Raw genomic sequence first — 25,763 nt, forward strand, 5'->3', positions numbered from 1 at the left:
TTAAACCGTTTTCGCTATCCGACTCGCCAGCAGCGCCCAGCCGAAGATCAGCAAACACACAATCACCAGCGGCCACGAGCGCCATTGCAGGTACGGCGTGAGCTGTTGCATCGGCACCACTTCTCCGTAAAGCACGCCTTGCTCGAACTGCGGAATCTGCGTGGTGATGTGGCCAAAGGGGTCGATCAAACCGGTTACCCCATTGTTGGTGGCGCGGATCATCCAGCGTCCAGCTTCCAGAGCGCGCATCTGCGCCATTTGCAGGTGCTGCAACGGGCCGATGGACGTGCCGAACCAGGTGTCATTGCTGACTGTGAGCAGCAACTGGCTCTGTGCCGACAAGGACGCGGCGAATTCCGGGTACACCACTTCGTAGCAAATGAACGGCGCGATCTTGTAGCCCTTGGCCTCCAGCAACGCCTGATTCGCCGGGCCGCGCGCGAAGTCGGACATCGGTAAATCAAAGAAGGCGATCAAGCCGCGCAGCAGGTCTTGCAGCGGCACGTACTCGCCAAATGGCACCAACTTCTGCTTCAGGTAAGTGCCGCTGCCATCGCCCACTACGGTAATGCCGTTGTAGTAGCGCTTGTCGCCACGCTCGTTGGTTTCGCGAACGGGCACGCCGGTGATCAGCGTGGCCTTACGGTCGTTGGCGAAACGCGCCATCACGCTCAAGTAACCTTCGGCGAACTCTTTCAGAATCGGCACCGCTGTTTCTGGCCAGACGATCAGGTCCACCGGTTTGGCGCTGAAGGTCATGTCGCGGTACAGCGCCAGCTGTGCGTTCAGGTGCTCGGGATTCCACTTCATTTCCTGCGCGACGTTGCCCTGAATCGCTGCGACTTTAAGCGGCGCGCCGGCCGGTTCCGTCCAGGCGTGATTTTTCAGGCCGAATGCCACCAGCCAAGGTGCGAGCAGCATCACCAGGCCAACTGCGAGAAACGCCTTGCGCTGGCCGAGGCGCGGCAGATTGACCAGCAGCGCAGCGGTCAATGCCAGCACGAAGGAAATCAGCCACATGCCGCCGACTGGCGCCAAACCACTGAGCGGGCCGTCGAGCTGGCTGTAACCGGCGTACAACCACGGGAAACCGGTGAGGAACCAACCACGAAAGGCTTCCTGCGCCAACCACAAGGCGGCGAAGGCCAAGGCGTCGGCCAAAGGCGCTTCAACCCGGCGCAACCAGCGCGCCCAGATAAAGGCGGGCAGGGCGAAGAACCAGGCGATGCAGGCGCAGAAGCCTACGGTGAGGAACAACGCCAACGGCGCGGAGGCGCCGCCGTAGTCGTGGATGCTGACGTAAATCCAACTGGTGCCGGCCACGAACACGCCGAAGCCATAGCACCAGCCGCGGCCCATCGCCTGGCGCGGCGTGAGGTCGCGCAGGCCGAGGTAGAACAAGGCAATGGCGAGCAGGGCCAAGGGCCAGATGTCGAAGGGGGCGAGGGCGAGGGTGGTGGAGGCGCCGGCGGCGAGCGCGATCAGGTTGCCAACCCAGCCGCTCCTGGAAATCCAGTTCATTGTTTTCCTGTTCGTAGCTCGGTATCGAGTGTGCGCACGGCGTTGGGCTTCGCCTTTGGCTCAACCCAACCTGCGTGAGCAATGTTTTTTAACGGTCGATTCGGGTTAGTCGCAGCAGGTGGATGCGGCGGCTGTCGGCGCTCAGTACGCGGAAACGGAAGTCGCCAATTTCGGCAATTTCGTTGCGTTTGGGCAGATGGCCGAAGGCGCTCATGACCAGGCCGCCGACGGTGTGGAACTCGTCGTCGGTGAATTCGCTGTCGAACGACTCGTTGAACGCGTCGATGGGCGTCAGCGCCTTGATCAGGAAGTCGCCGCTGGGCAGCGGCTTGATGTAGCTATCTTCTTCGACGTCGTGCTCGTCTTCGATGTCGCCAACGATCTGCTCCAGCACGTCTTCAATGGTCACCAACCCCGCCACGCCGCCGTATTCGTCGATGACGATGGCCATGTGGTTATGGTTGGCGCGGAACTCGCGCAGCAGCACGTTGAGGCGCTTGGACTCGGGCACAAAAGTGGCCGGGCGCAGCATGTCTTTGATGTTGAACGGCTGGCTTTCGTCCTGCAGCACCAGCGGCAACAGGTCTTTGGCCAGCAGCACGCCGATCACGTCGTCCAGGCTTTCGCCGACGACGGGGTAGCGCGAGTGGGCGGATTCGATGATTGCCGGAATCAGCTCTTTCGGCGTCAGGCCAGCTTTGATGCTGACCATTTGCGAACGCGGCACCATGATGTCGCGCACTTGCAGGTCGGCCACCTGAATGGCGCCTTCAACAATGGCCAGCGCTTCGCTGTCGAGGAGTTTGTTCTGATGGGCGTCGCGCAGCAGCTCCAGCAGCTCCTGGCGGTTTTTCGGCTCATGGGCAAAAGCCTGGGTGAGTTTGCCTAACCAGGATTTTTGCCCGTTGCTCGATCGGTCTTCGCTCATGCTGTGTACTCAGTGTTCCGTTCTGGTGCCTGTGAATCAGGCTATTCGTCGCTGGCGTATGGGTCCGGGTGACCCAGTTCAGCGAGCAATTGTTGTTCCAAGGTTTCCATTTCGACGGCTTCTTCCTCGTCGATATGGTCGTAGCCTAATAAATGCAAGCAGCCGTGAATCACCAAATGCGCCCAGTGCGCTTCCAGGCTTTTGCCCTGTTCGGCGGCCTCACGGTCGACCACCTGCACGCAGATCACCAGATCGCCGAGCAGGGGAATGTCGAGCAGTTCATCGGGCACGTCGGCGGGGAAAGACAGCACGTTGGTGGCGTAGTCTTTCTGCCGGTAGGTGTGGTTGAGTTCGCGCGCTTCGGCTTCGTCGACCAGGCGAATAGTCAGCTCCGAATCTGCCGTGCGTTGGCGCAGCGCCAGTTCGCACCATTGGCGGAACTGGGCTTCGGTGGGGCTGGCGGCACTGCTGGCGTTCTGCAGATCAAGCTCAAGCATCGCCGCGGTCTGCCTCGGAGGCTGCTTTTTTGCTGTCGGCGCTTTTGCGTTCGGCGGCGGTTTCGAAGGCTTCGTACGCCTCGACGATGCGCTGCACCAGCGGGTGGCGAACCACGTCTTTGGACAGGAAGTGAGTAAAGGAAATACCAGGCACATCCTTCAACACGTCGATCACGTGGGTCAGGCCCGACTTGGTGCCGCGCGGCAGGTCGACCTGGGTGATGTCCCCGGTGATAACCGCCGTAGAGCCAAAGCCGATCCGCGTGAGGAACATTTTCATCTGCTCCAGCGTGGTGTTCTGGCTTTCGTCGAGAATGATGAAGCTGTTATTCAGCGTGCGGCCGCGCATATAAGCCAACGGCGCAACTTCGATCACCTGTTTCTCAATGAGCTTGGCCACTTGTTCAAAGCCGAGCATTTCGTACAGCGCGTCGTACAACGGGCGCAGATACGGGTCGATTTTCTGTGACAGGTCGCCTGGCAGAAAGCCCAGCTTCTCGCCAGCTTCGACCGCTGGACGCACCAGCAAAATTCGGCGGATCTGCTCACGCTCCAGCGCATCCACGGCGCAGGCCACGGCCAGGTAGGTTTTACCCGTACCGGCTGGGCCGATGCCGAAGTTGATGTCGTGGTCGAGGATCGATTTAACGTAGCGCTGCTGATTCAAACCGCGCGGGCGAATCATGCCCTTGCGGGTGCGCAGCGCCACGTTCGCTTCCACTGTGCTGCTGGCAGCCAATTGCTCAACCGCAGATTCCTGCAGGAACAGATGGACGATGTCGGGCGACAGTTGGGTGGCGTTGGTTTCGCGGTACAGGCGGCGCAACAGTTGCTCGGCGGCCTGGGTGGTTTCGGGTGGACCCACCAATTCGAATTGATTTCCGCGGTTGCGGATTTCGATAGCGAGGCGCTGTTCGATCAAGCGTAAGTGCTCGTCGAATTGCCCGCACAGATTGGCGAAGCGGCGCGCTTCAAAGGGTTCGAGGATAAAACGATGCGGTTCTATGGGTGCGTTCAAGGTCGTGTGTAGCCGCCACTCGGCAAGTAAGAAGAACCGCAGGATAACTCCGGATGCCCGAGTGGGAAAGCTCGGGCATCTGCGCCGTTAGTGGCACTCGGCCACAGCTGCCGTTTGTGCGTCGTTTTCCACGACCAGGCTGCCGCGCAAGGAGTGAGGTCTGGCCTCGTCGATCCGTACGTCGGCGAATTGCCCGATCAGGCGCGGATTATCGCAGCGGAAGTTAACGATACGGTTGTTCTCGGTGCGTCCGGTGAGCTGCCCCGGGTCGCGCTTGGAGAAGTCATTGACCAGCACGCGCTGAACGCTGCCGACCATCTTGCGGCTGATTTCAAAGCCTTGCTGATCAAGCCGATGCTGCAAGCGGGCCAGGCGTTCGCGGTTGGTTTCGGCCGGAATATCGTCGGGCAAATCCGCCGCTGGCGTGCCGGGGCGAGCGCTATAAACGAAGGAATAGGAGAAGTCGAAACCAACGTCGGCCACCAGTTGCATGGTGTTCTCGAAGTCTTTTTCGGTTTCGCCGGGGAAGCCGACGATAAAGTCTGACGTGATGCTGATATCCGGCACCGCCGCCTTCAGCTTGCGGATTTTCGACTTGTACTCCAGCACCGTGTGGTTGCGCTTCATGGCCGCCAGAATGCGGTCGGAGCCGGCCTGCACGGGCAGGTGCAAGTGCTTGACCAATTCCGGCACTTCCGCGTGGGCGCGGATCAGGCTGTCGGAAAACTCCAGCGGGTGCGAGGTGGTGTAGCGAATGCGGTCGATGCCATCGATGGCGGCGACCACGCGGATCAGCTCGGCTAAATCTGCGGTGCGGCCGTCGTGGGTAACGCCACGGAAACCGTTAACGTTTTGCCCCAGCAGCGTCACTTCGCGCACGCCGTGCTCGGCCAGGTGAATCACCTCGGCCAGCACGTCATCGAATGGCCGGCTGACCTCTTCGCCACGGGTGTAAGGCACCACACAGAACGTGCAGTACTTGCTGCAGCCTTCCATGATCGACACATAGGCGCTGGGCCCGTCGATGCGCGGCTCGGGCAAACGGTCGAATTTTTCGATCTCGGGAAAGCTGACATCCACCTGTGGCAGGCGCGTAACGCGCGCGGCGTCGATCATTTCTGGCAAGCGGTGCAGCGTTTGCGGGCCGAACACCACATCGACATACGGCGCACGGTCGCGAATGGCCGCGCCTTCCTGACTGGCCACGCAACCGCCAACGGCGATCACCATGTCGGGTTTGGCCAGCTTCAGCTCGCGCCAGCGGCCCAGTTGCGAATACACCCGGTCTTGAGCGCGCTCGCGGATGGAGCAGGTATTGAGCAGGATGACATCGGCGTCTTCAGCGCGGGCGGTCACTTCCAGGGCCTGATGTTCGCCCAGCAGGTCGATCATGCGCGAGCTGTCGTACTCGTTCATCTGGCAACCGTGGGTTTCGATATACAGCTTCTTGCTCATGCGCGTTCCGGATCTCAACGAGATGGGGTGTAAAACGAACCGCGCATTATAGGGACGCCGATGGCTGTGGCCTAGCATTGCCTGACGGGAGCCTATGCTATGATCTCGCCCCCCAAAATTTCCCCCGGTTTTTCTCCCTCCCATGAGCAAGCGTGAACCTATCTATAAGGTGATCTTCCTCAACCAAGGCCAGGTGTTCGAGATGTACGCCAAGCAGATCTACCAAAGCGATCTGTGGGGCTTTCTGGAAGTGGAGGAATTCGTTTTTGGTGAACGCACGCAGGTGGTGGTCGACCCGAGCGAAGAAAAGCTGAAGGCGCAGTTCGAGGGGGTTGTGCGTAGTTTTGTGCCGATGCATGCGATTGTGCGGATTGATGAGGTGGAGCGTTTGGGCACGCCGAAGATCAGCGAGGCACGGCCGGGGGCGGGGAATGTGATGCCGTTTCCGATGCCTATGCCGGATAAGTAAGTGTTTCGTTTTTGCGGTTTTTGCGCTGGTATTCATTACCGCGTGTGCTGAACGTTTGGTTTCGCGCCTTACGCGCGAGTCACTTTTGTCATTGCGACAAAAGTAACCAAAAACGCTAGCCCCTACCTTGGGTCTGCGCTGCGCTGCGACTCCCCTCATTCCGCCGCCGCTCCGGGGGCACGGCGAGACGGGCCATCCTTGGCCCGACACGCCTTTCGCGGCTCCCGGCCGCTCAACCCCCTCCACGTCGACTCCACTCGGCCTGCGATAAACGGGGCGGGTAGATCACAAGCCAGATCAAAAGCCAATCAAGATCACGAGCCAGGCATAAATCAAAAGCCAGACCACGATTAAATTCCCCTCTCCCGCTTGCGGGAGAGGGGCTAGGGGTGAGGGCCGGCCCCAACGCGGTCTCCGTTCGGCCACCACCCAACGCTGTATCCCCAATCCCACCCGCCACTGTCTCTATTCGTCTCACCGCCCGCGCTTCTACACTCCCTCTCTTGCCTGCCGCCCGCCGAGCCTTGCCATGCACTCGCGTTTCCCGCTGTTACTCATCGCCGCCTTCGCCGCGCTGTACATCATTTGGGGTTCCACCTATTTGGTCATCCGCATCGGTGTAGAGACCTGGCCTCCGCTGTTAATGGCGGCGGTGCGGTTCTTGGTTGCCGGCGGGTTGATGTATGGCTGGCTGCGCTGGCGCGGTACGCCGGCACCGACCTGGCGGGAGTGGCGGGCGGCGGCGTTGGTGGGCACGTTGTTGTTGGCGTTGGGCAACGGCGGAGTCACGCTGGCGGAGCATGCGGGCGTGGCGTCCGGTGTGGCGGCGTTGGCGGTGGCGACGGTGCCGTTGTTCACGCTGGTGTTCAATCGCTGGTTTGGCCATCGCAATTCGAAGTTGGAATGGGCCGGCATCGCGCTCGGTATGACCGGCATCGCGCTGCTCAATCTCGGTTCCAACTTGCAGGCCAGCCCGGCCGGTGCGGCCTTGATTCTGTTTGCCGCCGCCAGTTGGGCGTTCGGTTCGGTGTGGGGCAAAACCTTACCGTTGCCGAACGGTCCCATGGCCAGCGCGACGGAGATGCTTGGCGGCGGCGCGGTCATGTTGGTGGGCAGCGTGCTCAGCGGTGAGCGCATGACGCAAATGCCCAGCGCTGCCGGTTGGGGCGCGCTGCTGTATCTGATTTTCTTCGGCTCGATTATCGCGTTCAGCTCGTACGTGTACCTGCTCAAACACGTGCGCCCGGCCGCTGCCACCAGTTATGCCTACGTCAATCCGGTGGTCGCGGTGTTGTTGGGTATCTGGTTTGCCAATGAGCAGATCGGCATTGAGGAGTGGCTGGCCATGTTGGTGATCATCAGCGCTGTGGTGTTGATCGGTCTGCCGCAGTGGCGGCGCGGGCCCGCCAAGCAGTAGCGCCCACGCCGTGGCTGACTAAGCTAGCTGAGCAAGATCACGCAATGGAGGCAGTATGGGTGGTTGCAAGGCATGGCTGGTCGGCTTGCTGCTGGCGCTGTGCGGTGTTGAGGTGGCGGCCTCGCCGCTGTCCCTTAGCGATGCGGAACGCGACTGGATCGCTGCGCATTCCGTGGTGCGCGTCGGCGTGCAGCGCGGCGGCTGGGAGCCGTTCGATGTCATGGGCGCGCAGGGCCAGCACTCCGGCATTTCCGGCGACTACCTGGCCCTGCTCGGCCAACGCCTGGGCATCCGCTTTGAAACCGTTCAGCTCAATGATTGGAATGCCGCACTCGCCGCTCTGGTCGATGGCCAGGTCGACGTCCTGCCCTCCGTCGCGCAAACGCCGGAGCGCCAAACGCGCATGGCATTCAGCGAAGCCTATCTGTCTAGCGACAGCCTGATTTTCACCCGCCAGGGTTCGCCCATTGAGGATGTCCAGCATCTGGTCGGCAAGCGCGTGGTTATCGAACGCGGTTATGTCACTGAGCAATTGCTGCGCACCGCCGTGCCCTCGGCGCAGATCATTCAGGTAGGCAACACCGAGGAGGCGCTGAAAACCCTGTCCTCCGGCGGCGCGGACGCCTATATCGGCAACATGATTGTTGCCAGTTACCTGATCCGCAAACTGAGCCTGGCCAACCTGGAGCTGCGCGGCGAGTCGGGCCTGTTGCGCAGCGAGTTGCACTTTGCCGTGCGCCGCGACTGGCCGCAGTTGGTCAGCGTGTTGGACAAAGCCCTCGACAGCCTTGAGCGCGAGGAGCGCGACCAAATTCTTGACCGCTGGCTGCCACCGCTGACGGCCTTCAGTTGGCAGGGGCTGTTAGTGGTCATTTGGCCCTATCTGCTCGGCGTGCTTGCCGCGCTGGTGGTCGTGGTGTTGTGGAACCGTCACCTGCGCACGCAAATTCGCCAGCGCCAACTGGCCGAAGCCGAAGTGGTGCGTCAGCGCAGCACCTTGCTGGCGATCATCAACGCCATTCCCGATCCCATCTGGTTCAAAGACATTCAGGGCCGCTATCTGGGCATCAACCAGGCCTGCGCCGATCTGTTCGGGCAAAGCAGCGAGCAAGTGCTGGGCAAGCGCGACCATGAATTGCTCAACGTCGAATGGGCGTCCAAGCGCGAAGAACACGACTACACCGCACTGACTCGCGACGGCACTTACGAAAGCGAAGGTCGGGTGCGTTATCCCGATGGCCGCTGGGTGGTGTTCGACACCTTGCGCACCATTTTTCGCGACGACCGGGGTGTGCCGCTCGGGCTGGTGGGGGTGAGCCGCGACATCACGGTGCGCAAGCAAGCCGAAGCGGCCATGGCCGATGCCAAGGAGTTGGCCGAAGAAGCGGCGCGCTTGAAGTCCGACTTTCTCGCCAACATGAGCCACGAAATTCGCACGCCCATGAACGCCATTATCGGCATGGCGCACCTGGTGCAGAAAACCGAACTGGCGCCACGCCAACGCAGTTACATCGACAAGATTCAGCAAGCCAGCGGGCACCTGCTCGGGGTGATCAACGACATTCTCGACTTCTCGAAAATCGAGGCCGGCAAGCTGGGCATCGAGCACATCGACTTCAACCTGCACCAGGTATTGGAAAACGTTGCCAACCTGATCGGCGACAAAGTGGCTGCCAAGCACTTGGAATTGGTGTTCAACCTCGACCCGAAACTGCCGCTGCAACTGGTGGGCGATCCGCTGCGCATTGGTCAGATATTGATCAATTACGCCAACAACGCGGTGAAATTCACCGAACGCGGCGAGATCGAGTTGCTGATACGCGCCGAGCAGCAAGACGCCGAGCAAGTGCAGGTGTACTTCGCGGTGCGCGACACCGGCATTGGCATCACCCACGAACAGCTCGAGCGATTGTTCGAATCGTTCCAGCAGGCGGACAGCTCCACCACGCGCAAATACGGCGGTACCGGCTTGGGCCTTGCGATTTGCAAACGGCTGGCCGAGGCCATGGGCGGGCGCGTCGGCGTGCAGAGCCAGGCTGGGCGCGGCAGTCTGTTCTGGTGCCGGTTGCCGCTGGGCATTTCCGCGCACAAGCAGCAAGTGTTGCAGGCCCAGCCCAGCTTGCGTGGGCGCCGCGTGTTGGTGGTGGACGATAACGACAGCGCCCGCCGCGTGCTGCACGACATGTTGGTGGGCATGAGTTTTCGCGTGGAAACCGCCGCGTCGGGCAGTGCCGCGCTGCGCCAGGTGCAATTGGCCGATCAGCGTCGACCCTTCGATGTGGTGCTGCTCGACTGGCACATGCCCGACATGGACGGCATCGAAACTGCCCGCCAATTGCAGCAGATCGGTTTGCAGGCCCAGCCGCGTCTATTAATGGTGACTGCCCACGGCCGCGAAGAGGTGCTGCAAGAGGCGCGGTCCGTGGGTGTCGATGACGTGCTGCTTAAACCGCTCAACCCCTCCGTGCTGCTCGACGCCGTGGTCAGCACCTTAGCCAGTCATCAAGCGCCCGGCCCGGCCGGCGTGGCGCTGTCCGCCAACGGCGCTTTGCCCAACCTGGCCGGCAAGCGGGTGCTGCTGGTGGAAGACAACGAGCTGAACCGCGAAGTGGCCTGCGGGCTGCTGGAGGAAAGCGGTTTGCACATTGAACAGGCCGAGAACGGTGCGCGCGCGGTGGAAATTCTACTGAGCAAAGGCGAAGGCTATTTCGATGCCGTGCTGATGGACATGCAAATGCCCGTGCTCGATGGCCTCGCCGCCACGCGCCGCGTGCGCGCTGAAGCGCAATTCGCCCAGTTGCCGATCATTGCCATGACCGCCAACGCCATGCCCGCCGACCGTGAGCGCTGTTTGGAAGCGGGCATGGACGATCACCTCGGCAAACCGTTGGACCCCGAGCAGCTCTGGCGCGCCCTCGCGCACTGGCTGCGGGTCGCGGCGCCGGCGGCTGGCAGCGCGCGCCCAGCCGCGCCGCCAACCTGGCAACTGCCGGGCGTGGACCTGGCCAGCGGCTTGCGCCGGGTACTGGGCAAACCGGAGCTGTACCAGCGCCTGCTGCTGAAATTTGCCAGCAGCCAAAAAGATTTCACCGCGCAGCTGCGATTGGCCTTGAACCAAGGCGAGGGGGAAGCTGCCGAACGCCTGGCCCATAGCCTCAAGGGCCTGGCCGGCAACCTCGGCGCCGTGGATTTGCAAACCCAGGCCGCCTTGCTGGAAAACGCCTTGAAAGACGCCTACGCCAGCGACGAGCTGGAGCCATTGATCAACGACGTCAGCGACAGCCTCACCGCGTTGCTCCAGGCCATCGCCGCGCAATGGCCGGCGGCGATGGACGAGGGCGCCGTCGTGGTTGATCCCACCGTGCTGAGCGCGGTGTGTCAGGAACTCGCGGGCTTGTTCGCCCACGACGACCCGCGTGCCGGCAAGGTGTTCGAGGCCCAGGCCGGCCTGTTACGCAGCGCGTTCGATGGCGACTATCCGCCGCTCGCCGAGGCGGTTCGCTGCTACGATTTTGAACAGGCCCTGACGTTATTGCGGCAAACCGGTGAACAGCGTGGTCTGAGCCTCTGACGCTCAGCCTAGAACGACAGGAGATGGCATGGACGGAATACTCGACCGACCGGAGCAGCCGCTGGTGCTGCTGGTGGACGACACCCCGGAAAATCTGGAGTTGATGAGTGAACTGCTGTTGCCCACCTATCGCGTCAAAGTCGCCAGTTCCGGGCTCAAAGCGCTGCGCATTGCCATCAGCAGCCCGCCGCCAGACCTGATCCTGCTCGACATCATGATGCCGCTCATGGACGGCTACGAAGTGTGCAGACGCCTGAAGGCCGATCCGCAAACACGGGATATTCCGGTCATTTTTCTCACCGCCAAAACCGAGTTGGCTGACGAGCAGCACGGCTTCAACCTGGGCGCCGTGGACTACATCACCAAACCCATCAGCCCGCCGCTGGTGCTTGCGCGCGTTAAAGCGCAGCTACAGCTCAAAGCCAGCGCCGACTTTCTGCGCGACAAAAGCGAATACCTCGAACTGGAAGTGCGCCGCCGCACCCGCGATATCGAAAAGCTGCAAGACGTCACCATCGAAGCCATGGCCGGCTTGGCGCGGATGCGCGAGAACCCGGGCGGCGGACACCTGGCCCGCATCGAACCGTATATGGTCGAACTGGCCAGTGCGCTGGCTCGTCAGCAACCCGCTCTCGCGGATGAACTGAGCCCGGCGCGCATCGCCCGACTGGGTAAATCGGCCCTGTTGCACGGCATTGGCCGGCTGACCTTGCCCGACCGCATCCTGCACAGCCTGGTGCCGCTGTCGCCGACCGACGTCGAGGTGCTGCACCGCCATGCGGTGGCCGGTTACCACGCCCTGCAAGCGGCGGAAGACAAACTCGGCAGCACCGAAACCTTTCTCAGCGACGCCAAGCACATCGTGCACAGCCAGTACGAGCACTGGGACGGCAGCGGTTATCCCCAGGGGCTGCGCGGCGAGCACATTCCGCTGCCGGCGCGGTTGATGGCCGTGGTGGGCCGCTACGAAGAACTCACCGCCCACCACCCGTACCGGCAAACCAGCAGCCATGCCGAAGCGGTGGAGCACATCAGCGCGGCCAGCGGCACCGAATTCGACCCGATGATTGTGCTGGCCTTTCTTGGCGCCGCGGATGAGTTTTGCAGCCTGGCCCTTGGGCTGGCCGACGACACCGAAGCGATTAACACCGATTTGCAGCGGTTGGATGAATCGTTCGGCGAGACGATTGAGCTGACGCTGCCGCAAGAGCCTGCCTAAAGTCGCAGATGCCTTTGTAGGAGCCAGCTTGCTGGCGAACCCTGCAAACCTCCGCAATCGAAGTTTTCAGGGTTCGCCAGCAAGCTGGCTCCTACAGATAGAGCAATTATCGATCAATTCGCCACGGTAAACCGCGCCCGCACATGCTTGGCGTTTTCCAGCTCATCGATAATTGCCACCGCCAAATCCTCCACGCTGATGCTCGCCGGCGCTTCGCCGTCCATAAGCAGCTGTTCACCGCCAACCCGGTATTTATCGGTACGGATACCCGGTTTCAACAGCGCAGGCGGGGACAGGAAGGTCCAGGCCAACTGCTGTTCTTCGCGCAGTTGATTCAGGTGCTGACGCGCACCCTCAGCGCCATTTTTGTAGGCCGCTGGAAAGTCTGGCGTATCGATCAATTGCAGCCCCGGCGCCACGTACAGACTGCCCGCACCGCCCACCACCAGCAGACGATCGACGCCGGCTTGTTTGCTCGCGGCCACGATGGCCGCGCTGCCTTTGAGAAACAGCGGCAGGATGTCGGCTTTGTCCCAACCCGGATTGAATGCACTCACTACGGCGTCGTGGCCTTCAAGGGCGGCGGCCAGGGCGTCGGCGTTGTAGGCGTCGGCCTTCACGGCCTTGAGCTTGGCGTGCGCAGGCAGTTTTTCCGGGTGCTGAACGATGCCGCTAACGTCGTGGCCACGGTTCAGGGCTTCTTGCAAAACGGCTGCGCCAACAAAGCCGCTGGCACCGATCAAGGCGATTTTCATGGGTGTCTCCACTGGGTGATTAACTGGCAGCCATCATCAGCGATGGATAAAGCGACGAGAAATAGGCTAAAACGGCTTGAACAATTAAGCAGCGCTTAACAATGGAACAGCTAAAACGCATGGCCGTGTTTGCCACGGTGGTCGACAAAGGCTCGATGGTCGCGGCGGCGGCGGAGTTGGGCATGACCTCATCCGCCGTCAGCCAGCAAATCAGCAAGCTCGAAGCCAGCACCCAGGTCAGCCTGCTGCACCGCACCACCCGCAAGCTGACACTCACCGAGGCCGGCGCTGCGTTCTACCGCAGCTGCGCGCAAGTGCTGGCGCTGGCTCAGGAAGCCGAGCAACGTTTGCTCGAACTGCGCGATGCCCCGGTCGGCGAGTTACGCATTACGGCGCCGGTAGGCTTTGCCGGCGGACGCTTGAGCCGCGCCCTGGCGCCGTTGCTGGCGGCCCATCGGCAATTGCGCCTGAACGTGTTCTTCGATGACGAGCAGGTCGACTTAATCGAGCAGCGCATCGACATCGCCGTGCGCGTGGGTCGGCTCGAAAACTCCAGCCTGGTCGCTCGCCATGTGGCGGACTGGAACGCCGTGCTGTGCGCTTCGCCGGCTTATTTGGCGCAGCACGCGGCCATCGAAACGCCGGAGCAATTGGCCGACCACGACTGGCTGAGCCTGAGCACTCAACACCTCCCGCAGCAGCTTGTGCTGGTGAGTGCAGACGGTGAGGAACGGCGGCTCAAGCTGCTCAGCCGGGTGAGCTGCAACAACCTGATTGCGGCACGGGAATTCACCTTGGCGGGCATGGGCTTGTCGGTGCAGCCGGAACCGGAAGTGCGCGGCGAACTGGCCAGCGGCCGCTTGCAACGCGTGCTGCCCGCCTGGCGGCCGGCGCCCATGCCGATTTACCTGGTTACGCCCAGACGCGATGCGCAACCGGCCAAGGTGCGCTATGCCTTGGAAGCGTTGAGACAGAATTTGCAGAAGGGATAGGTGTGCGGGGTCGGCATCTTCCAGCGGCTGTGAGAGGATGGACCCCAGCCGGCGCTCGCGCCCAGGCATGCCCTTCGACTTCTGGCACATAAGGACCCTTGATAAAAGCTGATGAAGACTCCTAAACGCATTGAACCCCTGATTGAAGATGGCTTGGTCGATGAGGTGCTGCGCCCGCTTATGAGCGGTAAGGAAGCAGCGGTGTATGTGGTGCGCTGCGGTAAAGAGTTACGTTGTGCCAAGGTCTATAAGGAAGCCAACAAACGCAGCTTCCGCCAGGCAGCCGAGTATCAGGAAGGCCGCAAGGTGCGCAACAGCCGTGACGCTCGCGCCATGGCCAAGGGCTCCAAGCACGGGCGCAAGGAACAGGAAGAAAACTGGCAGAACGCCGAGGTGGCTGCGCTGTTCCGTCTCGCCAGCGCCGGCGTGCGGGTACCTAAACCGTTCGACTTCCTCGACGGCGTGCTGCTGATGGAAATGATTGCCGGCGCCGACGGCGATGCCGCGCCGCGTTTGAACGACGTGGTGATGGAGCCCGACGAAGCGCGCGAATATCACGCCTTTCTGATTCGCCAGATCGTGCTGATGCTGTGTGCCGGTCTGGTGCATGGCGACCTCTCGGAATTCAACGTACTGCTCGACGCCAACGGCCCGGTCATCATCGACCTGCCGCAAGCCGTCGACGCCGCTGGCAACAACCACGCCTTCAGCATGTTGGAACGTGACGTCGGCAACATGGCCGCCTACTTCGGTCGCTACGCGCCGGAGCTCAAAGAAACCCGTTACGCCAAGGAAATGTGGGCGCTGTACGAGGCCGGCACGTTGCACCCCGGCAGCGTGCTGACTGGTGAGTTTGCCGAAGAAGAAGAGAGCGCTGACGTGGGCGCCGTGATGCGTGAAATCGAGGCCGCGCGCATTGATGAACAACGCAAACAGGCGGCGCGGGCCGATGCCGAAGGCCCAGCCAAAAGCGACGAGCCGCCACCGCCGCCGTGGTTGCAATGATCGTCAGACGATGAAATACCCGTAGGAGCGGCTGATCGGCATTCCGATCAGCCGCTTCTACAGGCCAGGCCACAACTGTTCGGCCCCAGCTGTATCCATACATTCCCCCGCTCACCTGCTAGCGTACGCCCCAGTTTTTCTGGAGCCTCGCCATGCCGTTACGCCACGCCTTGCTTGCCTTGCTGGTCACCCTGATCTGGGGTGTGAATTTTGTGGTGATCAAGGTCGGCCTGGAAGACTTCCCGCCGCTGTTGTTCTGCGCGCTGCGCTTCGCCCTGGCCGCGTTGCCGTTGCTGTTTTTGCGTGGGCCGATGCCGGCGCCGCTGTGGCGCATCGTGCAGATCGGCTTGCTGCTCGGCGTGTTCAAGTTCGGTGTGTTGTTTGTCGGCATGCACCTGGGCATGCCGGCCGGGCTGTCGTCGCTGGTGCTGCAAAGCCAGGTGTTTTTCACCATTCTGATCGCCGCCGTCATGCTCGGCGAACGCCCCAGCCACCGTGCCTTGGCGGGTCTGGCGTTGGCCGCCAGCGGGCTGGTGTTGATCGGCTGGCAGCGGCCGATGGGCGACAGCTTGCTGGCGTTCGCCCTGGTGGTGTTCGCGGCGCTGATGTGGGCCTGCGCCAACATCGCCACCAAGCGCTCGGGCGCCACCGACATGCTGCGCCTGATCTGCTGGATCAGCCTGATTCCTCCGCTGCCGCTGCTGGCGCTTTCCTTCGTGTTTGAAGGACCGGACGCCATAAGCCATGCGCTCACTCACCTGACGCTGCGTGGCATCGGCGCGCTGCTGTTTATTGCCTTTCTCGCCACCACCGTGGGCTTTGCCATCTGGAGCTTTCTGCTGCGTCGTTACCCGGCCAGCGTGGTCACGCCGTTTGCCCTGGCGGTGCCGGTTTCCGGGCTGTTGGCCGGTTGGCTGCTGCTGAATGAACAGCTCAGTACGCTGAGCTGGCTGGCGTGCGCGCTGGTGTTTGTCGGCCTGGCCGTGACGGTTTTGCCCAAACGCCGGGCTTGACCGCTCGGTGTTGTCGGCCGAAGCTTTCGGTTCTGATTTTTTAGTGCGGGGAAACAGCAATGCAGGGCAATAGCGAAGTCGTCGAATACCTCAAGGATTTGCTGCGCGGCGAGCTGTCCGCCCGCGATCAGTATTTCCTGCATTCGCGCATGTATCAGGACTGGGGCTTCAACAAGCTCTTTGATCGCATCAACCACGAAATGGAAGAAGAAACCCAGCACGCCGATGCCCTGCTGCAACGCATTCTGTTTCTGGAAAGCACCCCGGACATGACGCCCAAGCCCATGTTCCCTGGTCGCACCGTGCCCGACATGCTGCGCGCCGACCTCAAGCTGGAATACGAAGTGCGCGCCGCCCTGAGCAAAGGCGTGGCCTTGTGCGAAAGCCATAAGGACTACATCAGCCGCGACATTCTGATTTTGCAACTGCAAGACACCGAGGAAGACCACGCCTACTGGCTGGAACAGCAACTCGGCCTGATCGACCGCATTGGTCTGGAAAACTACCTGCAATCGCAGGCGTAAAACCCATCGCGGCTAAAGCCGCTCCCACAGACGGCGCAAAAAACCCGTAGGAGCGGCTTCAGCCGCGATGCTCTTCAAGCACAACACCCCCGCTCCAAATCTTTCAATATCGGGCAGTCCGGTCGGTCGTCGCCGTGGCAGCTCTGCGCCAGCTCCTGCAGGGTGTCGCGCAGGCTGGTGAGTTCTTCGATTTTGCGGTTCAGCTCGTCGATATGGTCGCGGGCCAGGGCTTTGACGTCGGCGCTGGCGCGTTGCCGGTCTTGCCATAAGGTCAGCAGCTTGCCGACTTCTTCCAGCGAAAAACCCAGGTCGCGCGAGCGTTTGATAAACGCCAGTGTGTGCAAATCTTGCGGCTGGTAATGGCGATACCCGGCTTCGCTGCGGTGCGCCGGTTGCAGCAGGCCGATGGCTTCGTAGTAGCGAATCATCTTGGCGCTCAGGCCTGAGCGTTTTGCCGCTTGGCCAATGTTCATGGCGCGGTCTCCTGTAAGGCAGTGAAATCGGGTTTCCAGCGTTTGAGCAGCAACGCGTTGCTCACCACGCTGACGCTCGACAGCGCCATGGCGGCGCCCGCCAGCATCGGGTTGAGCAGGCCGAAGGCGGCGAGCGCAATGCCGACCACGTTATAGATAAATGCCCAGAACAGATTCTGCCGAATCTTCGCATAGGTGCGCCGGCTGATATCCAGCGCGGCGGCCACCAGACGCGGGTCGCCGCGCATCAGCGTGATGCCGGCCGCGTGCATGGCCACATCGGTGCCGCCGCCCATGGCGATGCCCACGTCGGCAGCCGCCAGCGCCGGGGCGTCGTTGATGCCGTCGCCGACCATCGCCACCGTGGCCTGCCGTTTAAGGCCATTGATCAGCGTCGACTTTTCTCCCGGCAATACCTGCGCATGCACCGAGTCGATGCCCAGCGCAGTCGCCACTGCCTGCGCGCTGCCGGCATTGTCGCCGCTGATCAGGTGACAGGTAATCTGCCGTTCGCGCAAGGCGGCGATAGCCGCAGCGGCGCCCGGTTTCAGGCTGTCGCCAAAGGCCAGCACGCCGAGTACCTGCCGGTTCGGTTGCAGTTCCAGTAGCCACGACACGGTGCGGCCTTCGGTTTCCCAGGCGCGGGCCTGGGCGTCGAACTGCTCGCCGGGCATTTGGCTTTCTTCCAGCAGACGGCGATTACCCAACGCCAACTGACGGCCTTGCACGGTGCCGGCAATGCCGCGTCCGGCCAGCGCTCGACTGGCGCTGACTGGGAGCATTGGCACGTCGCGCTCTTCGCACGCTGCCAATACCGCTTTGGCCAAAGGATGTTCGCTGCCGCGTTGCAGCGCGCCGGCCAAGCTGAGCAACTCGTTTTCAGCACCGCTGGCCTGCACATGCACCACGCGCGGGGAGCCCGACGTGAGCGTGCCGGTTTTGTCGAAAGCGACCACGCTGACCTGGTGGGCGATTTCTAAGGCGTGGGCATCCTTAATCAAAATGCCGTGTTTGGCCGCCACGCCGGTGCCGGCCATGATTGCCGTCGGCGTGGCCAAACCCAGGGCACACGGGCAGGCGATGACCAAAACTGCCACGGCGTTAAGCAGCGCGGTTTCCACACCGCTGCCCGCCAACAGCCAGGCGGCCAGAGTGAGCAGGGCAGCGACCAGCACCACCGGCACAAACACCTGGCTGACGCGATCAACCAGATGCTGAATCGGCGCTTTTTCGGCCTGAGCGTCTTCCACCAGCCGAATGATGCGGGCCAGCACCGTTTCGCCGCCCAAGGCTTGCGTGCGTACCAGCAAGCGGCCTTCGCCGTTAATGGCGCCGCTGGTCACGCGGTCGCCAGGCTGCTTGGCTTGCGGCAGGCTTTCGCCAGTGATTAGCGCTTCGTCGGCATGGCTTTGGCCGTCTACCACCTCGCCATCCACGGCGAAGCGCTCGCCGGGTTTCACCACAATCAGATCGCCCACCTCTAGCGCGGTGATGGAGACAGTTTCTTCAATGCCATCACGCACTCGCACGGCGCTGTCCGGGCGCAGCGCTTCCAAGGCGCGGATGGCGCTGGCGGTCTGGCGCTTAGCGCGGCTTTCCAGGTATTTGCCCAGCAGCACCAAGCTGATGACCACGGCCGCCGCTTCGAAATACAAATGCGGCAGCGTGCCGGCGGGCGCGGCCCACCACTGATAAACACTCAGGCCAAAGGCGGCGCTGGTGCCGAGGGCCACGAGCAAATCCATATTGCCGGCGCCGGCGCGCACGGCCTTGAACGCTGCCACATAAAAACGCGCGCCAAAGATGAACTGCACCGGCGCGGCCAACGCGAACTGCGCCCAGGCCGGCAGCATCCAGTGCAGGCCAAACCACTCCAGCAGCATTGGCGCCAGCAGCGGCACGCAGAGCGCCAGGGCGATGATCACCGTCCAGCGTTCGCGTTGCAGGGTGTTGGGCGGGGCGGTATCGCCAAGCGTGCTGGCGCCGTAGCCGGCGGTGGCGACGGCGGCGATCAATGCGGACGGTTCAACGGTGCCCACCACCTCAACGCTCGCACGCTCGGTGGCCAGGTTGACGCTAACGGCGCTTACGCCTGGCACTTGCGCCAGGGCGCGCTCGATGCGCCCGGCACAACCCGCGCAGGTCATGCCGGTGAGCGCGAGTTCGATACGCTGGCTGCCAACTTTGTAGCCGGCGGCGTGCACCGCTTCCAGTAAACGCGGCAGGGCGTCGGGGCTGGCGGTGATGCGCGCGTGTTCGGTGGCCAGGTTGACACTGGCCTGGGCTACGCCGGGCACGGCTTGCAACGCGCGCTCGACACGACCGGCGCAACCGGCGCAGGTCATGCCTTGAATGGGTAAGTCGAACGCTTGGGTGCTGGACATGGGCGGTCTCCAGTGAGTTCGCCCATAGCATCAACCTTGACCGGAGGGGAAGGTCAAGGGGGGAAGGTCGGTCTGGCGGAGCGAGGGGGCTATGAAGTGGGGTTCGGGATCGCACGCTGATCCAAAACTCTGGATCCCCGCGTGCGCGAGGATGACGGAGGTTTTGGTGACGCGCTGTGTCAGGATGGCCTGCATCTCTAACCCCCCACCGTCATCCTCGCGCACGCGGGGATCCAGAATCTCGGCGGGAACGATGCACGCCGCCACAATCCCCGCCTCGCGCATGACGGCGTTTAATCCACGCCAACGCAGCCTTACTTATCCCGATCCACCGCAAACGCCGACCACGCCTGCCGACTCGGCATAATTTCCAGCCGGTTGATGTTGATGTGATCCGGCAAACTCGCCACGTAGTAAATCTGCTCGGCGATGTCCTCGGCGCTCAGCGGCGTGGTGGTGCCGTACATGGCGTCGGACGCCGCCTGGTTGCCTTTGGTGCGCACCAGGGTGAATTCGGTTTCGGCCATGCCGGGGGCGATGTCGGTGACGCGTACGCCGGTGGCGATCAGGTCGCAGCGCAGGTTGTAGCTGAACTGTTTAACGAACGCCTTGCTCGCGCCATACACATGGCCGCCCGGATACGGCCACTCGCCGGCCACCGAGCCGATGTTGACGATGCTCGCGCCTTTGCCGGTTTCCAGCAGCTTTGGCAGCACCGCGTGGGTGACGTTGACCAGGCCGGTGATGTTGGTGTCGATCATGGTGTGCCAGTCTTCCAGGGCCACCTTTTGCGCTGGCTCCGGCGCCAGTGCCAGCCCGGCGTTGTTGATCAGGCTGCGGATATTGCGGAAACCTTCGGGCAGGTCGTCGACCATTTGCTGCACGGCCGCGGCGTCACGGACGTCGAGTACCGCGATATGCACCGGCACCTTGGCGGCCAGTTCTTTTTGCAACTCGATCAGCCGTTCTTCGCGGCGCCCGCTGAGCACCAGCGACCAGCCCGCTTCGGCGAAACGCCGTGCGGTGGCCCGACCAAAACCCGATGTTGCGCCTGTGATAAATACCACCTTGCTCATGTTTACCTCGTCTTCACGGAGACTTGATGGAGCGGTCAGTGCGACAGCTCGAGAAATTTGCGCACCCGCTCGGTGTCGGGGTTGCTGAAGAATTTTGCAGGAGCCGATTTTTCGATGATCAGGCCTTTTTCCAGAAACACCACTTGGTCCGACACGGCACGGGCGAATTCCATTTCGTGGGTGACCACGATCATGGTGTAGCCCTCGCTCGACAGGTTTTTCATCACCTGCAACACCTCGCCGACCCGCTCGGGGTCCAGGGCGGAGGTGGGCTCGTCGAACAATATTACCTCCGGGCTCATCGCCAGCGCTCGGGCGATGGCCACGCGCTGCTTCTGACCGCCGGACAGGGTAAACGGGTAGGCGTCTTTGCGCTCGCTCATGCCGACCTTTTCCAGCAACTGTTCGGCAATGGCGCGGGCCTGGTCCTTGGGCATGCCCTTCACATAAATGGGCGCTTCCATCACGTTTTGAATCACGCTCAGGTGCGGCCACAAATTGAAGCCCTGGAACACCATGCCGGTCTTGGCGCGCAGCGTGGCCAGCTCTTTGTTGGTCATTTTGCGGCCGGCTTCCTCATTCACCCCGATGCGTTGCCCGGCAATATGAATGCTGCCGCGATCAGGTACTTCCAGCCAGTTGATGCAGCGCAGCATGGTGGATTTACCAGAGCCGCTGGAGCCCAGCACGCTCACCACTTCGCCCTTGTTTACTTCCAGATCGATATCGCGCAACACCTCGATATCGCCAAAGCTCTTGGACATGCGCTTGATGCTGACGGCAGGCGCCGCCGGGGCGTTAGACATAATCAAAACCTCGTTTGGCGCCGAAGCGACCGGCCCATTTGAGTGCGAATTCCAGGCCGATGCTGATCAACCAATACAGGATGATCACCAGCACAAACGCCTGGGTTGGAATGAAGTAGGTGGACTGCGCCGAGTTGGCGGCGGCCGTCAATTCCTGCACGGTGATGATGGTCAGGAACGCGGTGTCTTTCAGCGCGATGATCAGTTGGTTGCCCAGCAACGGCCGGGTCTTGATCACCAGCTGCGGCAGGATGATGCGCCAGAACAGCCAGCCCGGCGTAAAGCCGTGCGCCTTGGCCGCTTCGACGTAACCGGCTGGCATCACCAACCGGCTGCCACGCAGAATTTCGCCAAAGTAGGCCGCGTGGTAAATCACCAGCGCGATAAACCCGGCGGTCCAGGCGTCCAGGCGCACGCCCAATTGCGGCAAACCGTAGTAGAGCAGGTAGGCCAGAATCAGAAACGGCAGGGTGCGCATCAGGTTCATCAAGGCGCGAATCACCCAGGAGATACGGTCGCCTTCCTCCAGGCGATACACCGCCAGGCAGCCCAGCACAAACGCGCACAGCGTCGACAACACGAACAGCACCAGCGTGCCGATCAGGCCGTTGACGAAGGTCTCGCGCGCTTCCCACAAAATCGTCCATTCGGTCATAGCGAGCCTCCCTTACATGGCCAGTCGGTTGGCTTTCTTTTCCGCCATCGCTTGCAGCTTGAGCAGCACACTGATGATCAGCATGTACAGCAAGGCGGCGCACAGAATGGGCGGTAGCGGTTCGTAGGTGACGGCCGAAATTCGGTTGGTCACGCGGGTGAGATCGACGATGCCGATCACCGCAATCGCCGGGCTGCCCTTGATCAGAAACGACATCTCATTGACCAGGCCGGGCAAGCTGCTGGTGATCATCTGCGGCAGCATGATGCGGCGGAAAAACACCCCGCCGGTCATGCCGCAGGCCAGCGCAGCTTCACGCTGGTCGCGGGAAAAACTCATAAACGCCGCGCGCCATATCTCCGCATTAAAGGCGGCGGTGTTCAGCGTCATGGCGACGATGGCTGCGGTGTTGCGGTTCATGTTGATGCCAAACATCGGCGCCGACAGAAACAGGAACAATACAAAGGTCACCAGCGGCGTGGCGCGCGCCAGGCTGATGTAGAGCACCAGCAATTGCTCCACAAACGGAATCTTGGCCATGCGCAACAGCGCCACGCCAAGGCCCAACACAACGCCGATGGAAATGGCGATACCGCAGAGCCACAACGTGGTCCAGGCGCCTTCCAACAGCAACAACCAGGCTTGAGCGTTCATGCCTCGGCTCCTTATTTACAACAGGGGTTAATGCGAGCCAGACCGGGGTGGTTTTCAAGGCTTGGGGAAAGAGAAGCAAAGCGGGGGCCAGGTGGGGGTGGCCTTGGGCGGGTTGGGTACGTTCATTCGCAGATTCCAACCAACCCACCGTCATTCCCGCGCAGGCGGGGATCCAGAATCTGTCAGGAGAACGGCGCACGACGCTCCACTCTGGATCCCGAATCGTCGGACCGCCGCGTTCGCGAGGATGACGGATGTACGGGGTTTGATACCTGCGTTCATACATCCCCGATCCCCACCAACCCGCCGTTATCCCCGCCGCCTTCGCGGGAATGACGGGTCTAAGGGTTGGATATCCGTGTCCTTACATCCCCGCCAATTTATGAAACTGCTCCACATTGGTAATCGGCTCTTTCGGCATATCCGGGAACGCCTCACCGAACCACTTGGTTTGCAGCGCCGCCAAACGGCCATTGCCGCGCACCTTGTCCATAAACCCAGTGAGGAATTTCAGCAGCTCCGGGCTGTTCTTCGGCATTGGCCAAGCGGCAAAGCCAGGGCCGGAAACCGGGATGCCTTTGGCGAAGGTGTCGCCACGGGTCTTGATCAAATCGTTCACCGAAATCAGCGCGTTGACGGCGTAGTCCAGGCGGCCGTTGGCGAGGTCGGCGTACACCTCTGGGTAGGATTGGTACTCCACCACTTTGCCCATCTCGCAGCCTTTTTCTTTCATCATCGCCTTCAGCTCTGGCAAGCGCGCCAGCAGGGCGCTGCCGGCTTGTACGCCGACGGTTTTGCCGCACAGGCTGGCGATGTCGCTCAGGCTCTTGTCGTCGGCGCGCTTGACGTAATAGTGCTGGGCGCTGGCGAACGGCGGGGTGAAGTTGAACACGCGCAGGCGCTCGTCGGTGACCAGGGCGCCAGTGAAGGCCACGTCGTACTGGCCGGACGACACCGAGGCGAGCAGACCCGTCCACGGCAGGATGTCCTGCTTCACGTCGATCTTCTGTTCCTTGGCGTAGGCCACCAAGTCTTCGAGCAGCTCCTTGTGGAAACCGTCGGGCTTGCCGTCGACGATAAAATTGAACGGCGCGTAGTCATCCTCGGTCGCAACCGTGAGCACGCCTTTGCTTTTCACCTCGTCCAGATCGGCGTGGGCGAACGGGGCGCTCAGCACGAGCGTGGCGAGGGTCAGCTTGCGCAACAGGCCAAGCGATTTGAGGGCCAGCGAACCGTTGTTCGTGTGCTTCATAAGTGCTGCTCCAGTTGTCTTGAAGGGTGAGCCTGGCCACTTTTAAACGGGCCTTCGGGTTGGCTGGTATTCACCATAGAGAGCGCTGGAAGCGAGGGGATAGGGGCAGTTTTGGCCATTCGACTGGCCAGTGCGCGAGGCGAAAATCGTGGCGCGCTAATTGCAAAGTTCCTCGGTCGGCAAGCGAGTGGAACGACCATGATCGATCATTTATTTCATCTGTCTTTCGACCATCAGCGAGGCCTGCAAGAGCAACTGCGCGAGTCGCTGGTATCGACCATTTTGGGCGGCGGCTTTCCCGCGGATGAACCGTTGCCCTCGTGCCGCAAGCTGTCGCAACAGCTCTCGGTTTCACGCAACACCGTGGCGCTGGTGTACGAAAGCCTGCTCGACAACGGCTACCTGATCAGCCGCCCGCGCAGCGGCTATTACCTGCACCCGGACTACTGCGGCGCCGACTTCGACGACAGCGTGCTGCGCATGACTCCGCAGCGCCAACCCGAACACGCCGACAGTGGCGGCACCGAGCGTGCACCGAATTGGGCCGCGCGTTTCAAGATGCAGCCCAGCCTGAAGCACGGCGTGCTGCGCCCCAGCAACTGGGCCGGCTTTACCTACCCCTTTATTTACGGCCAACCGATTCGCGACCTGTTCCCGCTGGAGCGCTGGCGCGAGGTGTCGCGCAATACGTTGCGCAGCGAGCGCGACCAAGGTTGGCTGCGCGACCGCTTCGACCGTGACGATGAAATGCTCATCGAACAACTGCGCACCCGCGTACTGCCCAAACGTGGCATCTGGGCGCGCGCCGATGAAATTCTGGTCACCCTCGGCTCGCAGAACGCGCTGTACCTGCTCGCCACCTTGCTAATGGGCAAAGGCGTAAAAGTGGCCGTGGAAAACCCTGGCTTTCGCGACGCCCTGAGCATCTTCGACCTGCAGGGCGCGCACGTGCAGTTGCAAGACATCGACCGCGAAGGGCTGGTGGTCGACTCGCGCCTGAACGACTGCGAATACCTCTACGTGACGCCCGGCCATCAAGTACCGACCGGCATCGCCATGAGCGCCGAACGCCGCACGCAGTTGCTGGCGCACATTCGCGAGCACGACCAGGTGCTGATCGAAGACGACTACGACGCCGAACTGAACCTCGACAACCACCCACAGCCGGCGCTTAAAGCCAGCGACAGCCAGGGCCGGGTGATTTACCTGAGCAGCCTGTCGAAAGCCTTTTCGCCCGGCTTGCGCATGGGGTATCTGGTGGCCGATGCCGAATTGATCGACGAGCTTCGCGCGCTGCGTCGGCTGATGTACCGGCACCCGCCACTGAACAACCAGCGGATGCTGGCGGAGTTTCTCGCCCAAGGGCATTACGACGCCCACCTGCGCCGCTTCCGTGAAGAACATGCGCGGCGGCGGGAGGCATTGAGCGAAGCGTTGCGCGAAGAATTGCCCAGCTGCGAACCGGTGGGCAGCCCGGGCGCCAGCGCTTTTTGGCTGGCGGCGCCGGCGGGTGTGGATACGCAGAAATTGGCGTGGGCGGCGGCGCAGCGCAGTGTGTTGATTGAGGCGGGGGCGCAGTTTTTCTTTGGCCAGCATGTGCCGGCGAATTTTATGCGTTTGGGGTTTCATGCGATTGATGCGCAGCGCATCAGGCCGGGGATTCGGGTGTTGGGGGAGGTGTTGGAGGGGATTTGAAGCGCGCGACCGCTTACTCAGAAAAACATCCGTCATTCCCGCGCAGGCGGCGGTCCGACGATTCGGGATCCAGAATGTTTCGTCGAGCACTGATTGTTATCAAATCTTCCGTCATCCTCGCGAACGCGGGGATCCAGTATTTCAAGCCGTACACGGTAGATCGGCGAAAGTATTCATTACCGTGTGTGCTGAGCGTTTTTGTTTCGCGCCTTACGCGCGAGTCACTTTTGTCATTGCGACAAAAGTAACCAAAAACGCTAGCCCCTACCTTGGGTCTACGCTGCGCTCCGACTTCCCTCGCTCCGTCGCCGCTCCGGGGGCACGGCGAGACGGGCCATCCTTGGCCCGACACGCCTTTCGCGGCTCCCGGCCGCTCAACCCCCT

At 62.0% G+C, this 25,763-nt stretch carries 22 protein-coding genes; 9 read left to right on the forward strand and 13 right to left on the reverse strand.

Annotation, left to right across the window (positions count from 1 at the left end; genetic code table 11):
* The 5 genes from lnt to miaB all read right to left on the reverse strand — a co-directional run bounded on the left by lnt (position 1) and on the right by miaB (position 5,419).
* The gene (lnt, locus tag AC0IW7_RS14635) at positions 1–1,521 is read right to left on the reverse strand and encodes an apolipoprotein N-acyltransferase (RefSeq protein WP_471818951.1); all 1,521 of its coding nucleotides are present in this window, start codon (positions 1,519–1,521) and stop codon (positions 1–3) included.
* A gap of 88 nt (positions 1,522–1,609) precedes the next feature.
* Positions 1,610–2,449 (reverse strand): HlyC/CorC family transporter, encoded by an 840-nt coding sequence (locus AC0IW7_RS14640; RefSeq protein ID WP_122450714.1) that lies wholly within the window; start codon positions 2,447–2,449, stop codon positions 1,610–1,612.
* 41 nt (positions 2,450–2,490) lie between these two features.
* Positions 2,491–2,946 (reverse strand): rRNA maturation RNase YbeY, encoded by a 456-nt coding sequence (gene ybeY / locus AC0IW7_RS14645; RefSeq protein ID WP_122493230.1) that lies wholly within the window; start codon positions 2,944–2,946, stop codon positions 2,491–2,493.
* Complete coding sequence (locus AC0IW7_RS14650) at positions 2,939–3,964, reverse strand: PhoH family protein (RefSeq protein WP_122493229.1); 1,026 nt, start codon at positions 3,962–3,964, stop codon at positions 2,939–2,941. Before AC0IW7_RS14650 ends, ybeY begins: the two co-directional genes overlap by 8 nt.
* A gap of 87 nt (positions 3,965–4,051) precedes the next feature.
* Complete coding sequence (gene miaB, locus AC0IW7_RS14655) at positions 4,052–5,419, reverse strand: tRNA (N6-isopentenyl adenosine(37)-C2)-methylthiotransferase MiaB (RefSeq protein ID WP_471818953.1); 1,368 nt, start codon at positions 5,417–5,419, stop codon at positions 4,052–4,054.
* 142 nt (positions 5,420–5,561) lie between these two features.
* Between miaB and AC0IW7_RS14660 the strand changes: the two genes are divergently transcribed.
* The 4 genes from AC0IW7_RS14660 (at position 5,562) to AC0IW7_RS14675 (ending at position 12,095) form a co-directional block, all read left to right on the forward strand.
* Entirely contained in the window at positions 5,562–5,888 is a 327-nt protein-coding gene (locus tag AC0IW7_RS14660; RefSeq protein ID WP_122450718.1) for a DUF1820 family protein, read from the forward strand.
* A gap of 529 nt (positions 5,889–6,417) precedes the next feature.
* Positions 6,418–7,305: a drug/metabolite exporter YedA gene (gene yedA, locus AC0IW7_RS14665; RefSeq protein WP_471818954.1), complete on the forward strand. Its 888-nt coding sequence runs from the start codon at positions 6,418–6,420 to the stop codon at positions 7,303–7,305.
* A gap of 55 nt (positions 7,306–7,360) precedes the next feature.
* Positions 7,361–10,876 (forward strand): response regulator, encoded by a 3,516-nt coding sequence (locus tag AC0IW7_RS14670; RefSeq protein WP_471818956.1) that lies wholly within the window; start codon positions 7,361–7,363, stop codon positions 10,874–10,876.
* A 28-nt stretch (positions 10,877–10,904) separates the two neighbouring features.
* Positions 10,905–12,095: an HD domain-containing phosphohydrolase gene (locus AC0IW7_RS14675; protein WP_471818958.1), complete on the forward strand. Its 1,191-nt coding sequence runs from the start codon at positions 10,905–10,907 to the stop codon at positions 12,093–12,095.
* 113 nt (positions 12,096–12,208) lie between these two features.
* Here AC0IW7_RS14675 and AC0IW7_RS14680 read toward each other — a convergent pair whose 3' ends face one another.
* Entirely contained in the window at positions 12,209–12,850 is a 642-nt protein-coding gene (locus AC0IW7_RS14680; RefSeq protein WP_471818960.1) for an NAD(P)-dependent oxidoreductase, read from the reverse strand.
* Between the two features lie 101 nt (positions 12,851–12,951).
* Between AC0IW7_RS14680 and AC0IW7_RS14685 the strand changes: the two genes are divergently transcribed.
* From AC0IW7_RS14685 to bfr, 4 genes are all read left to right on the forward strand, one after another.
* Entirely contained in the window at positions 12,952–13,842 is an 891-nt protein-coding gene (locus AC0IW7_RS14685) for a LysR family transcriptional regulator (protein WP_471818962.1), read from the forward strand.
* Between the two features lie 111 nt (positions 13,843–13,953).
* Entirely contained in the window at positions 13,954–14,847 is an 894-nt protein-coding gene (locus AC0IW7_RS14690) for a PA4780 family RIO1-like protein kinase (protein ID WP_122493222.1), read from the forward strand.
* A 152-nt stretch (positions 14,848–14,999) separates the two neighbouring features.
* A complete protein-coding gene (locus AC0IW7_RS14695) occupies positions 15,000–15,860 on the forward strand; it encodes an EamA family transporter (protein ID WP_471818964.1) in 861 nt (286 codons plus the stop codon).
* A 59-nt stretch (positions 15,861–15,919) separates the two neighbouring features.
* Positions 15,920–16,384 (forward strand): bacterioferritin, encoded by a 465-nt coding sequence (bfr, locus tag AC0IW7_RS14700; RefSeq protein ID WP_122493220.1) that lies wholly within the window; start codon positions 15,920–15,922, stop codon positions 16,382–16,384.
* Between the two features lie 74 nt (positions 16,385–16,458).
* On the opposite strand, the gene cueR is transcribed toward bfr, so the two are convergent.
* The 7 genes from cueR to AC0IW7_RS14735 form a co-directional block, all read right to left on the reverse strand.
* Positions 16,459–16,857 carry a Cu(I)-responsive transcriptional regulator gene (cueR, locus tag AC0IW7_RS14705; RefSeq protein WP_122450727.1) on the reverse strand — a complete coding sequence of 133 codons (399 nt, stop codon included), beginning with the start codon at positions 16,855–16,857 and terminating at the stop codon, positions 16,459–16,461.
* Positions 16,854–19,241: a heavy metal translocating P-type ATPase gene (locus tag AC0IW7_RS14710; protein ID WP_471818966.1), complete on the reverse strand. Its 2,388-nt coding sequence runs from the start codon at positions 19,239–19,241 to the stop codon at positions 16,854–16,856. Before AC0IW7_RS14710 ends, cueR begins: the two co-directional genes overlap by 4 nt.
* Before the next feature lie 314 nt (positions 19,242–19,555).
* Positions 19,556–20,317 (reverse strand): SDR family NAD(P)-dependent oxidoreductase, encoded by a 762-nt coding sequence (locus tag AC0IW7_RS14715; protein WP_471818968.1) that lies wholly within the window; start codon positions 20,315–20,317, stop codon positions 19,556–19,558.
* A gap of 35 nt (positions 20,318–20,352) precedes the next feature.
* Positions 20,353–21,123 (reverse strand): amino acid ABC transporter ATP-binding protein, encoded by a 771-nt coding sequence (locus AC0IW7_RS14720; protein WP_471818970.1) that lies wholly within the window; start codon positions 21,121–21,123, stop codon positions 20,353–20,355.
* A complete protein-coding gene (locus tag AC0IW7_RS14725; protein ID WP_471818972.1) occupies positions 21,116–21,778 on the reverse strand; it encodes an amino acid ABC transporter permease in 663 nt (220 codons plus the stop codon). The genes AC0IW7_RS14720 and AC0IW7_RS14725 overlap by 8 nt, the downstream gene beginning before the upstream one ends.
* Positions 21,779–21,790: 12 nt before the next feature.
* Positions 21,791–22,432, reverse strand: a complete 642-nt coding sequence (locus AC0IW7_RS14730) for an amino acid ABC transporter permease (RefSeq protein ID WP_122493215.1) — start codon at positions 22,430–22,432, stop codon at positions 21,791–21,793.
* A gap of 364 nt (positions 22,433–22,796) precedes the next feature.
* A complete protein-coding gene (locus tag AC0IW7_RS14735) occupies positions 22,797–23,684 on the reverse strand; it encodes a transporter substrate-binding domain-containing protein (protein WP_122493214.1) in 888 nt (295 codons plus the stop codon).
* Positions 23,685–23,882: 198 nt separating this feature from the next.
* On the opposite strand from AC0IW7_RS14735, the gene pdxR reads away from it, so the two are divergent.
* Positions 23,883–25,379: a MocR-like pyridoxine biosynthesis transcription factor PdxR gene (pdxR, locus tag AC0IW7_RS14740; protein WP_471818974.1), complete on the forward strand. Its 1,497-nt coding sequence runs from the start codon at positions 23,883–23,885 to the stop codon at positions 25,377–25,379.
* The last annotated feature ends 384 nt before the right edge of the window (positions 25,380–25,763 follow it).

The sequence above is a fragment of the Pseudomonas sp. AC229 genome, assembly GCF_979254655.1.